Here is a 14,608-nt window from a genome sequence, read left to right on the forward strand (position 1 = left end):
CGAGGAGCTCAGCATGGATCAGAAGAACGTCTTCATGTCCCGGGAAGGGAACGAGTGGTACGAACGCAACAAGAGCGCCATCCTAGGCAAGACCCTGGAGCGCGATCCCATCTTCAAGGCACTGGCGTATCTGGGCAGCAAACCCGCCAGGATCCTGGAGATAGGTTGCGCCAACGGCTGGCGGCTGGCGCAGCTGGCCGAGCATTACGGCGCACGCTGCTATGGGGTGGATCCCTCGGCCAGTGCCATCCAGGATGGGCTCTCCCGGTACCCTGGATTGCACCTCACGGTCGGGACGGCCGACAACCTGCCCGAGATGGAACCCGTCGACCTCATCATCTTCGGCTTCTGCCTCTATCTGTGCGATCCCCAGGATCTGTTCAAGATTGCCGCAGGCAGCGATGCGCTGCTGGCCGACCAGGGACTCATGACCATACTGGATTTCAATCCGCCGGCCGGACACTATCGCAACGACTATCAGCATCACGCCAGTCTCTTCAGCTACAAGATGAACTACGGCGATCTGTTTGCCTGGCATCCGGGTTACCACCGTCTGTTCGAGCATGTGCAGCATCACGACGGCAGCACCGAACTCGAGCCGGATGCGCTGATCTCGGTGCAGATCCTGCGCAAAGATGCGAGGCTGCTCGCGGCGCAGAACCCCTATCCCGCAAGATAAAAAATACCGACCCAAGGGTCGGTATTTTCGTCTCTCCCCAAGTGCAGGGGCACAGGCTCAGCTGTTCACGGTTTTCTTTCTGAACAGCGCCATCACTTCGTTATCCACCATGTCGACGCTGTCGAGCGCCCTGGGATACATCTCCCTCGCCTTGGCCAAAAACTCTAGCCAGATCTCAATGGCGGGCTTCATCAGGGCAAGAGCCTCCCCTTCCTTTTCGGTTGAATAAAGAATGGAACTTAACAGGGTAAATATATAATTCATCGAGCCTATCATAAACTGAGCTATATGCATTTGCTTAGTTTTGGCTATCTGACTAAGATAACCAAAATGTTGCAGCATCAGCTGATTAATCTCATTCCTAGATGAAAAATTTAGCTGCCACTCATCAACCATTTTATCGATAAAATTATTGAAAAATTCAACATCTAGCAAAGGATAAAAGTCTTGCTTTGATAACGCTAGTGGAGCACAGAGTCTATTGCTGATGTCATCGAGGATGGCTGCCTTATCGATGGGTTGGAATAAACCCACCTCGCTGCTTGGAAAAGGTCTTGCTCCCTTAATTTTGGCTCCATCACTACAATTAAAGCATTGTACTTCTCTATTAGTAGACAATACATACTCGATGATGTGTCGGGATGTATCAAACATGGCATTGCTTATAATAACGCCAGAGAAATTTGCCTCACGTTGCCACTGATCATCGCCATACATTATCTTGCCTAAGATTTCGGCACTCTGCTCATTATTATAATATGAACTTAACTTTGAGTGATGATTACCTTTCTCTTTATAACCATTATCCAAACCAAACAAGTAAACACTCTTAAAACCAAGATAAATTGGTGTAGCGACACCTATATTACCCACCAATGGATTAACTACTCCCAGAGCAGTAAATAATCTCGACTCCGGAAAATGGTGATGACACAACATGACTCCTGGTTCACCACTTTTGAACAACAGTGCTGAACGTTTAAATAAAGTTGAACAATTCGGATGAATCACATCTGTGCTCAAGAAAAAAATATCTTGCAGATATTCAGGGTCATTCAGGTTAACCAAGAAATCATAGACGATTTTGGTGCGTTCAGTTTCAACATGAATATCCGGCTTTATTCCAACTTTATGCAAAGCTGATATTGCACTGCCACAGGATATTAAGATGGCCCGGTCTTTATTAGCCGCAATGACATCGATGGAATCATCCAGAGAGGGACCATTGGCAATTATAAATACAGGCACTCGTTGATACTCATACGCAACCTTGTGAGCATGCTTTAAAAAAGGCACGCCACGTTCAATATTCTCCACGGTATGGGAAAGTGCGATAAGGTTGTCATCGAAGAATCCCCATCCCATAATCAGTCGATAATACTCCTGTTGGAGGATATTCATCAGGCTTTTTATTTTATCATTCTGATATCCCCACATGACAAAGGCATTGGCAATCAGAAAGGAGCCTCGGCTTTGTACTGCCGCAGAAAAATCATTCAAGATTGTCTGCTCATCCTGCCCTAGCAGGATATGTATTCCCAAATTTTCCTGATGCAAATAGCTCAGCAGCGGTGCCCAGTCAAAACAGAATAGTGATGCATAGAAAAGATCCAGATCCGGCTCAAACAGAAACAGGGTACCAATCTTGCAACGTTCATAGATATAGCCAAGGTGATAACCCAGGCCCACACCAAGGATCAAAGCGCTCGGTACTTCATTCGGCACCTGACTTAAGACACCAGCCTCCTGAGAAATATCTCCCAGATAGGTATTGAGCTTATTTAGATACTCCACATGTATAAAGCCGAGCGGATTGGTCTCCTGGCTAAATGAACATCTGGATAGCCCTCCCTTTTTTATGGATTCCATTACTAGCGTTTCACAGATGAGATAGGGTTCGGCGCCATAGACTGCGACATCATCATCGAGCCAAGCCAGATTAGGCTGACCATTCTCGTTGCAGAAAAACCGAAATGGACGGGCGGGTTGATAGTGCTCATACATATCGGCGATATGGGGAATGTACTGGCGAAACGCCGCCATATTCTGTTCAAATCGCAGCGGCAAAGCCACCGCCATGGCCGCTTCCTGCTCCGCCTGCTGCCGAAGCCGCAGCGCTTCCTGCTCCGCTTTTATCAGGGCCGCATCAATATTGCCTGGCATCAGAACTCCTTGCTGTTCACGCGATAGGCCTGCCCGGCCTTGTTGGCTCTACCGACCAGAGTCAAGCGTTCGAAAATGGCGTGATGGTGGCTGGCGGCCAGGGCCTGCATTCTCTCTTCCTGAATGGACAATCTGCCAGCCAGCGCCACCGCGGCCGACCGTTGCGACGGCTCCCGGCCAACCAGTTGCATCAGGCTCTCTATCAATGCCAGCCGCTCATCCATACACTGCAACGCCTCGTCATATTGCTGCTGTTGCAACAGCCCCTCCACCAGACGGGCATTCTCATTCAGTGCCTCTTCGAGGGCGGCGAGGGTGGCGCTCACAGCTCGCCCAACTGTTGTCTCATCTGGAATCCTTGCTGCTTTTCTGACTCCGGCAGTTGATCCCAACCGGACTTGATGGTCAGCATCAGTGTCATGACTTCTTCAAGGGGCGCGACATCACGGGTCAGGCTGGCGTCCCAGACACGTTCGTCCATATAGGCGTAGAGCCCATACAGGTCTTCAGCCATGGCGCCCTGGCTCATGTCCAGCGCATCCTGCAGACCGTGCAGCAACCCCTGGGCCTTGGAGACGGCGATGGATTTGGCCTCCATGTCGTTGCGCTCTATGGCTCCCTTGGCTTGCGCCAGACGCTCCAGGCAGCCCTGCATCATCAGCTGGATGACGCGATGAGGATCCGCCGTGGCCAGATCGGCGGCAAGGTTGCCCGCCGTATATGCTTTGATATTGCGTTTGTACATGTTTGAATTCTCTCGATCTATCAAGAGTTTTGATAATTCGTCTGCAAGGTCGCCAGTGCCGAGGCTGAGCTGTTCATCTTGACCAGCAGGGCATCCAGGCTGCCGTATTGAGCACGCAATGCCGCTTCATATTTCGCCAGTTGAGCATTGGCCGTCGCCGTCTTCTGGGTCAGCGCACGCAAATCCGAGTTCAGGACATCTTCCCGCTGTGCCAGCATGCCGCCACTCTTGGTGTACTCTTTCAGGCCGGTATTCAAGGTGGCCGCCAGCCCCTTTTCCTCGCCAAAGAGCGCCACCACCTGATCGAAGTTCTTGTCGACCGCCTCACCGAACTTGGTCTTGTCCAGCGACAACTTGCCCTTGTTGTCCATCTTGATGCCGACTTCGAAGATGGTGGAATAGGTGCTGCTGTTCTGGGAAGGGCTGACCAGCAGATTGCTCATGAACGCGCTGATGGCACGGGTAGTGGAATCCCCCGCCAGGGCACCGCCATCGTCCTGCTTGACGCCGCCCACGAAGCTGTTGCGCTTGCCCAGACCATTCATCTTGTCCTGCAGGGTGTTGTAGCCATCCACGAACTGCTGGACAAGATCCTGAATGGATGTCTTGTCGGTGGTGATGTCCACCCTGTTGGCCTTGAGATCTCCGACACTGTCCTTGTCCGACACCCGCAACACGGTCACCTTGAGATCCTGAATGGAGTCGTCAAAGGTGTTGGTGTCGCTCTTGAGGACATTGCCATCCACGTTGATCTCGGCACTGCTGGCCGCCCGGGTCTGGCTCATGACACCGCCGCCGGCCTCGAAAATGGCGAGTTCGGCGGTATTCCCGGTGATGGTCAGATCCTTGCCATCTCCCGAGATGCCGGAGTCGATCACCAGCTTGGCCTTGCCATCCGCCGTGTTGACGATGTTGGCACTGAGGCCGAAGTTGTCACCATTGCTGTTGATGCTCTTGCGAATGTCTTGCAGGGTATCGCCCGCTTTCACATCCACCTTGAAGGTCTTGTCGCCGGCCTGGAAAGTCAGTTGTCCATCCTGAGTGACCAGTGAGGTAGTGGAACTATCGAAAATCCCTTCCTGACGACTCGTTTCCGCCAACTTATTGACGATGATGTTGTATTGCCCATTGGAGGCACCCGACTTGCTCTCCACCTTCAGCACAGGGTCATCCTTGCTCTGGGTGATGTTGATGGCGCGCTTGTTGAATGCGCCAGGTGCACTCAGTTTGTCGAGAATGTCGGTAAAGGCAGAGATGGAGGACTTCAGCTGACCGATGCCAGACAAGGTGATCTGGGTGCTGTTCTGCTTGGTAATGATCGGCTGTTGCAGCTGGGCTTTTTTCGCTGACACACTCGCCGAAATCACGCTCTCAAGATCGAGCCCAGACCCCGCCCCCGCAGAGGTAATTGCCATCACATCCTCCTGTCTATCGACTTAAAAAAAGGGTTACACCTGACCATCGAACAGCAGCCCTGAGAGGCTGGATACCGTGTTTCCCGATTGTTCCATGGACTGCAACCTCTTGCTAATCAAGAGCATCTCTTCGCTCGGGATCTGGCGGATCACCTGTTTGGTCTCCGCGTCTATCACCTTGATCACAGGCTGATCGAATTCTGGGATCAGGCTGAAATTGATCGTCCACCCTTTCATTTTGCTCAGGTTGTCCAATCTTTCTTGCAATTCTTGGGCCTGTTTTTCTATATCAGCCCTGTCGATACGCGGCTCTGCTGCCCTGATGTGTGTCAGCGGCGCCTGCGATACCTGGGCTGTCGACTCGACGCCTTTCTGCTCGACCACATCATGTCCACCCGAAACGGAGGGAGAAACAGGCATGGCGGCCTGGGGGCCGCCATGTTGAGTGAGCGTCGAAGTAACAGAGGGCATAGCTATCGATTCATTGGCCATCTGCTGCTCCTCATATCAATGATATTGACGGTGTGGCCAGCTTAGCCCAGTAGTTGCAGAGCGGACTGCGGGCGCTGGTTGGCCTGCGCCAGGATACTGGACGCCGCCTGCTGCAGGATGTTCTGCTTGGTCATGTTTGCAGTCTCGGTCGCGAAGTCCGCATCACGGATACGGGAGCGGGCGGCACTGACGTTCTCGGAGATGTTCGCCTGGTTGCGGATGGTGGAATCCAGACGGTTTTGCACCGCACCCAGTTCGGCACGCTTCCCATCCACCACTTTCAGCATGGAATCAGTAGCAAGCAATACATCTTGAGCTTTGGCCTGGGTGCTGATACTGATACCACCAGCAGTACTACCGCTAGTGAAAATAGTATTGACAGCAATGGCAGCAGTACCAGCCGCAGTCGCCGCCGCCGCAATACCAGAAATACTGAAACCATCGGTCTGATTCAGGTTAAAACTAATGGTCTGGTTGGCGTCGGCCCCCACCTGGAAAGAGCCAGAATAAGTGCCATCGAGCAGCTTGGTGCCGGCGAAGGTGGTGTCCTTGGAGATACGGTTAATCTCAGAACCCAGTTGATCCATCTCTTTTTGCAGCGCATCGCGATCAGAGTCAGAGTTGGAGCCGTTGGCAGATTGCTGCGCCAAAGTACGCATCCGCTGCAGCATGGAGGTCATCTCATCCATGGCCCCTTCTGCGGTCTGTGCCAGGGAGATGCCGTCGTTGGCGTTGCGGTTGCCCTGGTCCAGGCCGTTGATCTGGGAAGTCAGACGGTTGGAGATCTGCAGCCCCGCAGCATCGTCCTTGGCGCTGTTGATACGCAAGCCGGACGCCAGGCGGGTATAAGAGGTATCCATTGATTTGCTAGTATTCATCAAGTTGCGCTGAGCGTTCAATGATGAAGTGTTGGTATTGATATACATAGCCATAAAGAATTTCTCCTGATGAACAAGAAACTGCGGGCTCTGCTTGCGTCAGTGCAGCCAGTATCCCACCGTTCAGACGGACAGATTGAACGATCTGTGCCATCTGGCGGGCCCTCTGTTTGAACGGACATAGGACCCGCAGTTGCGCAAATGTTGGATTTCCGAACACCCCTCAATTTGCTTCACACTCTGTAACGGCAGCCCCATGGGAAGCTTTAGGAAATTTATTGCCGCCTTCACCAACAAAGAGGCAAGCACTGTCCGCCCAGGTGGGAGCGACAAGAGGAGGCGGCATCGTGGAGTCCTCCATCTCATTAGCGGTGCTATCGTGCGTATTCCCCTAGGATGCAGAATGCATTGGCACAGCTTATGCTTATTGTTATGCGCCGCCGATTTTTCGGCGCACATAAAAAAGGCCGACAATGTCGGCCAAAGAAGAGCTTACGCTCAGGAGAACAACCTCGAGGATGACAGAGTGAACGATCTGCGCAACACTCGAGGGGTAATACCAATAAAAGAACTTCTCTTTCGATAGGACAAGGCGTAAATCCGAACACCCCATTGTTCCATCTTGTTTACCAGGGCGGCCTGAACACCCGCCCTTTTCTTTTTCTCGGCTTCAGGGCCCTTAGTTCTGCAGTAGGGAGAGTGCAGACTGCGGGCGCTGGTTGGCCTGCGCCAGGATGCTGGACGCCGCCTGCTGCAGGATATTCTGCTTGGTCATGTTCGCAGTCTCGGTCGCGAAGTCCGCATCACGGATACGGGAGCGGGCGGCACTGACGTTCTCGGAGATGTTCGCCTGGTTGCGGATGGTGGAATCCAGACGGTTTTGCACCGCACCCAGTTCGGCACGCTTCCCATCCACCACTTTCAGCATGGAATCAGTAGCAAGCAATACATCTTGAGCTTTGGCCTGGGTGCTGATACTGATACCACCAGCAGTACTACCGCTAGTGAAAATAGTATTGACAGCAATAGCAGCAGTACCAGCCGCAGTCGCCGCCGCCGCAATACCAGAAATACTGAAACCATCGGTCTGATTCAGGTTAAAACTAATGGTCTGGTTGGCGTCGGCCCCCACCTGGAAGGAGCCGGTAAAAGTGCCATCGAGCAGCTTGGTACCTGCGAAGGTAGTGGCGGTAGAGATACGATTGATCTCGGCACCCAGTTGATCCATCTCTTTTTGCAGCGCATCGCGATCAGAATCGGAGTTGGATCCGTTTGCGGATTGTTGCGCCAGGGTACGCATGCGCTGCAGCATGCCGGTCACTTCGTCCATGGCCCCTTCTGCGGTCTGTGCCAGGGAGATGCCGTCGTTGGCGTTGCGGTTGCCCTGGTCCAGACCGTTGATCTGGGAGGTCAGACGGTTGGAGATCTGCAGACCCGCCGCATCGTCCTTGGCGCTGTTGATGCGCAGGCCGGAGGCCAGACGGGTGTAAGAGGTGTCCAGGGATTTGGTGCTGTTCATCATGTTACGCTGGGCGTTGAGCGATGAAACGTTGGTATTGATATACAGACTCATAATTTTTCTCCTAAGCTATTAAAATTTAACTTTAATTCACTCAGGCTTTATTTTGTTTTGTGCCTGATATGTTTAGTTAACGGCGTCTTTTAGTGATACTTTAATTTCTTTTTTCTGCCTTTATGGCAGTAATTGCCGCCTAACCTATATATCGACCTCTATTCCCCACTCTTGAGAAAAAAATCGGAGTTTTTTGCCATGGCGCGCTGCACACCCACGAGCAGAGGCCCGGGCCCCGCACCAGACATGGCGTTGTGGTCACTCTCCACCCGTTTCCCAGAAACCGGCGCTGGCTCCCACTTTTGCACTCCCGCATTGCTCATCCCCACGGCTTGCCCCTAAAATCGCCGCCCCATCATCTATTGGACGTGAGTTGTTCTCCATGCAGACTCTGGTTGAGCAGATCGTTTACATCAGCGACATGTTTGGTACTGCGGTATTCGCGTTTTCGGGCGTACTGGTGGCCGGCCGTCTCAGGATGGACGGTTTCGGTGTCATGGTGCTGGCGGCGGTCACCGCCATCGGGGGCGGCACCATCCGCGACATGATCCTGGGGGCAACCCCCGTCTTCTGGGTGCGCGACCCCCTCTATATCTGGGTGGTCATTGCCACGGCACTCATCGGCATGTGGATGGTCAAACTGCCCCGTCGCATGCCCTGGTACGTGCTGCCGGTGGCGGACGCCTTCGGGTTGGCGCTCTTTACCGTGATCGGGGCACAAAAAGCCCTCAACTTTGGTACATCTGGGCTTATCGCCGTATTGATGGGCACCATGACAGGGGTCGCTGGGGGCATGATAAGGGACGTGCTGGCCCGGGAAGTGCCCATGGTGCTGCAAAAGGAGATCTACGCCACCGCCTGCATCCTGGGGGGCATCCTCTATACCCTGTCGCTGGAAGTCGGAGTGGACAGGGTGAGCGCCATGCTCATCAGCATGCTGGGGGTATTCGGCCTGCGGGTGGCGGCCATCTACTGGCATCTCTCCCTGCCCACCTTCTCGCTGCAGCGCAACTGAGGAACGCCAGAGTGGGCGAGATCCCATCCCGGCAGGGACAAGATTGAACCAAGTCGGCTTTTCTGTTGTCATACAGGGGTCGTTTCAATCCGGACTCTCTCAATGCATTCTCTCATGCAAAAACTTGGGCTCATTACCACGCTTGTTCTGATGATGGTGGCAGCGGCTCATGCGGGGGCACAGGCCCTGTTCGGGCGTCTGGCATCCACCCCGGTACAGCAGTTCAACCAGCAGATCCGTCAGGCGAGCAGCAGTCAGCAAGGCTGGGTCAACGACTATCGCGAAGTGGCTCGCCGCTTCGTCGGCCATAAAGATGTACCCACCCGTATCCATGCTCAACAGCTGGACAACGATCTGGTGCTTTCGGTGGCTCTCGATGGCCAGAGGAACGACATGCTCTATATCCTGACCCTGTTTCGCAGCAACAACCTGTGGCAGATGCGTCAGGCGGAGATGGGCTGGCGCTGCCAGGGCCAGGAGACCTTTACCCCGGTTCCCTGTCCTTGACCCTCTGCATCCATGGAAGTGAAATAAAAAATCCGGCGCCTTGGCCGGATTTTTTATGGGCGAGGGTCAACCGCTCAGGGGCGATAGACCTTGACGTTGGCAAAGCCCTTCTCCTTGAGGTAAAGCGCCTGCAACTTGCTCATCACGCCGCGATCGCAGTAGAGCAGGTAGGTCTTCTCTTGCGGCAGATCGCCAAAGGCTGTGGCCAGCTTGAAGAAGGGGATGTGCAGCACCTCGCGCCCTTCCACCACCAGCGGCTTCTCGTCGTGCTCCTCCACGGAGCGGATATCCAGGATCACCTCGTTGTCACCGGTCGCGGCCGTGGTCTCCACCTCCTGCACCTCGGCGGCGGTCTCCTCACCGATACGGCGGATATCGAGGTAACGGGCCTCGGCTACCACCTTGTCCAGAATGGCGAAGTCGAAGTTGGCCTCTTCCGCCTCGATGCGGGAGAGCTCGGCCTTCACGGTCGGTTTCTTGGAGATGACGCCGCAATACTCCGGCATGGTCTCGGCGAACTCCAGGGTGCCGATGCGACGGGCTTCGCTGATGATGTCCGGCTTGTCCCAGGTGATGAGGGGGCGCAGGATCACCTTGTCGGTCACCCGATCGATCACGTTCAGGTTGGTGAGGGTCTGGCTGGAGACCTGACCCACGCACTCGCCGGTCACCAGGGCCGGGATCTGGAACTCGTCGGCCACCTTGGCAGCGGCGCGCATCATCATCCGCTTGAGCACCACCCCCATCTGGCCGTTGTCGATCTTCTCGAGGATCTCGGCCACCACAGGCTCGAAGTCCACCGCGGTGAAGCGTACCCGGTGGGAGGAGCCAAAGCGGTTCCACAGGTGATAGGCCACCTGCTTGACGCCGATCTCGTGAGCGGCACCACCCAGATTGAAGAAGCAGTAGTGCACGCGGCAGCCGCGCTTGATGAATTGGAAGGAGGCCACACCGGAGTCAAACCCGCCGGAGAGCAGGCTCAGCACATCCTCCTGGGTGGCGATGGGCATGCCGCTCAGCCCCTGGTGGATGGCACTGACGATAAAGAGCTCTTCGCCATCGATCTCGAGGTTGATCTTCACGTCCGGGTTCTTGAGGCGCACGCCGTTGCTCACGCAGTGCTGGTTCAGGCCACCACCCACGTAGCGCTCCACTTCGAGGGAGGAGAACTCGTGCTTGCCGTGGCGCTTGGCGCGCACGCAGAAGGTCTTGCCTTCTAGCTGGTCACCCCAGACGGCTTTCACCTGCTCGAAGATGTCGTGCAGGTCGGTAAACTTGCTGGCCTGCACCTCGAGGAAGGCCTGGATGCCGGGGATGCAGGCGAGCGCTTCGATGGCCTGCTCGCGGAACTGGTCGTTACGGGAGCTCACGATCAGCTTGTCCCAGTCCATCCGCACCCGGGCATCGTCGTCGAAGCGGCGCAGGACATTGCGGATGTTGCCCTGCAGTATCTTGATGAAGCGCTGGCGAACCGACTTGCTCTTGATGGTGATTTCCGGGAACAGCTTGATAATGAACTTCATGGTATTGACTCGGGTGGCCTCGATTTAAGGGCGCGAATTATATCAGAACTTTGTGGCCAGCGCCTACTGGATGAGCGGCCGCTCACATTCCCCCACGCAATGTTTGCCGCACCCGGGCCATCTTGCGTATATTCCCCAGCCTGCGCCCCGGCAACACGGCACCCATGAAAACCCATATCTACTACCCCGGCATGGAAGTGCGGGATGAACTCTGGCTCAAGTTTGCCCTGCTCTATCTGGAGCGGCTTGCCTTCGTCTTCACCGTCAGTGAAAAGAGCGGCCTCACCGCCCTGCTGGAGACCCTGCGCCGGCAGACCGATCTGCTGGACGAACCGCCAGCACCCGCCTTCTTCGCCGCCATCACGCCCCAGATCGAGAACCAGATTGCCGGCCTGGTTGCCCCTGACTTCGTCCGCCACAAGGTGTTTGGCAACAAGGAGTTGATCGGTCGCTGGCGCACGCCGGCCAACCACGACTGCTTCTGTCCGGCCCAGGCGGGGCTGGAGCGGCTGCACGGCTTTTGTCTGGCTCACGGTTTTGCCAGCCGGGAGGAGGGCGGGTTCAGGATGGCGCGCCGCTTTGCCAACCTGCTCTCCATGCGGCTCGCCCGCGAGTGGGCACTCGCCAATGAGGGAGCCCTCATCACGGATCACGACTATCTGGACCGGCTGCTCCACCTGCTCGAATCCCGCTATCACAACCGTGGCGGCCAGGATTGCTTCCACCTCGAGATCCCGCTGCGAGTGCCCGCCAATCTAAGCGAGATCCCCCTTGAAGAGCTTATTGCCCTGCGCGGGCGCAGCGGTTTTCGCCAACAGCTGGCCGAGTTCCATCAGGCCCTCGACGCCCTGCTCGCCATGCTGGGCAGCGGCTACGCCGAGCCCGCCGTGCTGACCCGTTTCGAGCAGGCACAGCAGGGGCTCAACCCGCTGCTGGGGCCCGAGACGGTCAGCCTGCCGCTCACCACCCTGATCAGCACCAGCCTGCCCGCCATGGCGATGATCCACCGCCTCAAGGCGAGCCACCCGGACAGCCCCCTGGTGTTTCACCCCATCAAGAAGAGCCACTTCCACCAGCGCAAGAGTCAGCACTTCTTCACCCGACTGGGCCAGGTCAAGCCCTGAGCCGGTCGGCGCCCAGCCGAAGGTGGATAACCCCTGGCATCGGAGCCATCCCCGATGCCGTCAATATTCTGACGCCTGCCATGGAGCCCCCTCAGGAGGGGTTTTCCAAGCGAAACTCGATGCGATCACTGTTGCCCGCCTCGTCCACCACCACCAGCTGATAACGACCCGCCACGCTCAGCACCTGATCCCCATCCCAGCGCAGCCGCTGGCCGTTGAGAAACCAGGCTGGCTTGCCGACACCGCCAAGCACCTTGGGCTGCAACCGATAGCGCTGACTGCGGATAAGATTCCCCTCCCCCAGTGCCAGGATGCGAATGGGGGCCTGCAGCTCGGCGCTTCGTCCCTCCCCTGCACAACCGCTTGCCAGCAGCGACTGGCGCCGCTCGCCTGGCACCCGCCAGGGCTCCAGCGAGAGCGGCCAGAGCGCCCGAACGCCGGATTGCGCCGCATCCTGGCAACGGGCCAGGGTCGGCTTGCCCTCGGTGGTCAATGCCACCTGCCGCAACGGCGAAGGCCAGTCCATGGGATCAGGCAAAGTGGGGGGATCGCGCCCTTCCAGCAACCAGGCGCTCTGGCGCTGCAGACACGCCTCTGGCAGGGTCGTGCTCACCCTGCGCCCCAGCGGCCAGCAGATCTCGGCCTCGCTCACCGTATTGGGTTGTACCGGCAAGGGGCTGTTGTCGGCCAGTCGCGAGTAGACCGAGAGCAGCAGCGGCACTGCCGCGCTCTGGCCGTAAAATCCGGGCATGGGGGTGCCGTCGGGGCGCCCCAGCCAGACGCCGATGGTCCAGCGACCGGAGACCCCCATCGCCCAGCTATCGCGATAGCCATAGCTGGTGCCGGTCTTCCAGGCCAGTCGATTGACCCGGCCAGTCGCCTCGCTGGCAAAAGGCTGATCCGCCCGTCCCTGCGCACTCAAGATCTGCCAGATGATCCAAGCCGCCCCCGGGCTCAGCAAGGGGCGCGACACCGCCTGCTGCCCCGCCAGCCAGACCGGCATCGCCACCTGCCCATCCCGGGTCAGCGCACTGTAGAGCGCCACCAGTTGCTCGAGCCGAATGCCCGCCGCCCCGAGCGCAATGGCCGGATTGGGCTTGTCGGATAGCGCTAGCCGCACCCCGGCGTTGTCGAGGCGGCTGACCAGTTTGTCGGCCCCAAGCGCCTCCAGCACCTGCACCGCCGGTACGTTGAGGGATTGCTGCAGCGCCTGAGCGAGGGTCACCGGCCCCTGAAAGGCACCGGAAAAGTTGGCGGGGCGATAGTCAGATCCCAGCCTTGGCGCATCGGAGAGCAGAGAGGCCGAGTGCACCAGCCCCTCGTCCATCGCCAGACCGTAGATGAAGGGCTTGAGGGTGGAGCCGGGAGAGCGGATCGCCTGCACCATGTCGAGGTAACCGTGGCGGCGCAAATTGCCATACTCGGCGCTGCCCACATAGGCGCGCACCGCCATTGTGCTGTTGTCCACCAGCAGCAAGGCGGCTGAGGTCTGCTCGGGGAAGCGGCGGATATAGCTCGTCACCCGCCCCTCCAACCAACGCTGCAGATCGCCGTCGATGGTGGTGTGCACCAGCGCCCCAGCCTGATTGTCGGCGGCGAGGCGGGCAAACAGCGGCGCCTCCATCGGCGTGAAGTGACCGCGGGCCAGCACCGGCTCGATGCGCCCCTCCAGCCACACCTGCTCCGGCCAGACGCCTTGCGCTACCAGTCGCTGCATCACCTTGTCACGGGCGGCGCGGGCTCGCTCGGGATGCCTGTCCGGCCGGTTGCGGCTGGGGGCCTGCGGCAGCACCGCCAAGAGCGCCGCCTCGGCATAGGTCAGCTTGACTGCACTCTTGCCGAGATAGGCAAAACTGGCCGCCTGCACCCCCTCAAGGTTGCCGCCAAACGGCGCCCGGTTCAGATAGACAGTGAGCAGGGTGCGCTTGTCGTAGTGCCACTCCAGCTGCAGCGCGCGCGCCATCTGACGCAGCTTGCCGGGCACGCTCCTGTGGTAGGGTTCGATAAGACGCGCCACCTGCATGGTGAGGGTCGAGCCCCCCGACACGGCCCGCCCATAGCGCAGCCACTGCCAGACCCCGCGCACCATGGCCACCGGATTGACCCCGGGATGACGCCAAAAGTAGCGATCCTCGTAGCCCAGCAGCGCCTCGATATAGCGGGGGGAGACCTGCTCCAGGGTCACGGGGTAGCGCCACACGCCGCTGGTATCGGCAAAGGCGCGCAGCGGCCTCCCCTTCATGTCGAGCACCACCCGCGCATAGGCCGGGTCGAGCGGTGGTGGCGGGAAGAGTCGATCCAGCGCCAGCAATGACAGAAGCAAGGCCACAACCCCCAGCATCGAGACACGCAACCAGCGTGGCAGATGGCCAAGCCAGCGCCAGCCAGCGCGGCCACTGCGAACCAAGCTCAGCCAGCCACGCTGCCAGAAAGTGAGCGGGCGAACCCGCTCAAGGGAGGGAACGTTACTCGGAGGGCGTCTGCGACTCATCAA

13 protein-coding genes are annotated in these 14,608 nt (G+C 57.5%); 4 read left to right on the top strand and 9 right to left on the bottom strand.

Annotated features, from left to right (window positions below):
* The first annotated feature begins 13 nt into the window (after positions 1–13).
* Positions 14–679 carry a class I SAM-dependent methyltransferase gene (locus PG883_RS02015; RefSeq protein ID WP_049636144.1) on the top strand — a complete coding sequence of 222 codons (666 nt, stop codon included), beginning with the start codon at positions 14–16 and terminating at the stop codon, positions 677–679.
* 57 nt (positions 680–736) lie between these two features.
* On the opposite strand, the gene PG883_RS02020 is transcribed toward PG883_RS02015, so the two are convergent.
* From PG883_RS02020 to PG883_RS02050, 7 genes are all read right to left on the bottom strand, one after another.
* A complete protein-coding gene (locus PG883_RS02020) occupies positions 737–2,842 on the bottom strand; it encodes a motility associated factor glycosyltransferase family protein (RefSeq protein ID WP_049636145.1) in 2,106 nt (701 codons plus the stop codon).
* A complete protein-coding gene (locus PG883_RS02025; RefSeq protein ID WP_049636146.1) occupies positions 2,842–3,168 on the bottom strand; it encodes a hypothetical protein in 327 nt (108 codons plus the stop codon). The genes PG883_RS02020 and PG883_RS02025 overlap by 1 nt, the downstream gene beginning before the upstream one ends.
* Positions 3,165–3,587: a flagellar export chaperone FliS gene (gene fliS / locus PG883_RS02030; protein WP_049636147.1), complete on the bottom strand. Its 423-nt coding sequence runs from the start codon at positions 3,585–3,587 to the stop codon at positions 3,165–3,167. The genes PG883_RS02025 and fliS overlap by 4 nt, the downstream gene beginning before the upstream one ends.
* Positions 3,588–3,607: 20 nt before the next feature.
* Positions 3,608–5,002 carry a flagellar filament capping protein FliD gene (gene fliD, locus PG883_RS02035; protein WP_049636148.1) on the bottom strand — a complete coding sequence of 465 codons (1,395 nt, stop codon included), beginning with the start codon at positions 5,000–5,002 and terminating at the stop codon, positions 3,608–3,610.
* 33 nt (positions 5,003–5,035) lie between these two features.
* Positions 5,036–5,494 carry a flagellar protein FlaG gene (locus PG883_RS02040; RefSeq protein ID WP_223929950.1) on the bottom strand — a complete coding sequence of 153 codons (459 nt, stop codon included), beginning with the start codon at positions 5,492–5,494 and terminating at the stop codon, positions 5,036–5,038.
* 41 nt (positions 5,495–5,535) lie between these two features.
* Positions 5,536–6,426, bottom strand: coding sequence for a flagellin N-terminal helical domain-containing protein (locus tag PG883_RS02045; RefSeq protein ID WP_069784663.1), 891 nt, complete (start codon positions 6,424–6,426; stop codon positions 5,536–5,538).
* 625 nt (positions 6,427–7,051) lie between these two features.
* Positions 7,052–7,945: a flagellin N-terminal helical domain-containing protein gene (locus PG883_RS02050; protein ID WP_069784664.1), complete on the bottom strand. Its 894-nt coding sequence runs from the start codon at positions 7,943–7,945 to the stop codon at positions 7,052–7,054.
* A 382-nt stretch (positions 7,946–8,327) separates the two neighbouring features.
* Between PG883_RS02050 and PG883_RS02055 the strand changes: the two genes are divergently transcribed.
* Both PG883_RS02055 and PG883_RS02060 read left to right on the top strand, forming a co-directional pair.
* A complete protein-coding gene (locus tag PG883_RS02055; RefSeq protein WP_041212810.1) occupies positions 8,328–8,960 on the top strand; it encodes a trimeric intracellular cation channel family protein in 633 nt (210 codons plus the stop codon).
* Between the two features lie 114 nt (positions 8,961–9,074).
* The gene (locus PG883_RS02060; RefSeq protein WP_270806910.1) at positions 9,075–9,467 is read left to right on the top strand and encodes a hypothetical protein; all 393 of its coding nucleotides are present in this window, start codon (positions 9,075–9,077) and stop codon (positions 9,465–9,467) included.
* Between the two features lie 74 nt (positions 9,468–9,541).
* Here the strand turns inward: PG883_RS02060 and thiI are convergent, their stop codons facing one another.
* Entirely contained in the window at positions 9,542–10,990 is a 1,449-nt protein-coding gene (gene thiI / locus PG883_RS02065; RefSeq protein ID WP_244081825.1) for a tRNA uracil 4-sulfurtransferase ThiI, read from the bottom strand.
* A 164-nt stretch (positions 10,991–11,154) separates the two neighbouring features.
* On the opposite strand from thiI, the gene PG883_RS02070 reads away from it, so the two are divergent.
* A complete protein-coding gene (locus PG883_RS02070; protein WP_270806911.1) occupies positions 11,155–12,114 on the top strand; it encodes a hypothetical protein in 960 nt (319 codons plus the stop codon).
* A gap of 91 nt (positions 12,115–12,205) precedes the next feature.
* Here the strand turns inward: PG883_RS02070 and pbpC are convergent, their stop codons facing one another.
* Entirely contained in the window at positions 12,206–14,605 is a 2,400-nt protein-coding gene (pbpC, locus tag PG883_RS02075; RefSeq protein ID WP_270806912.1) for a penicillin-binding protein 1C, read from the bottom strand.
* Between the last annotated feature and the right edge of the window lie 3 nt (positions 14,606–14,608).

Source organism: Aeromonas sp. QDB25 (genome assembly GCF_027707725.1).
Lineage (GTDB): Bacteria > Pseudomonadota > Gammaproteobacteria > Enterobacterales > Aeromonadaceae > Aeromonas > Aeromonas caviae.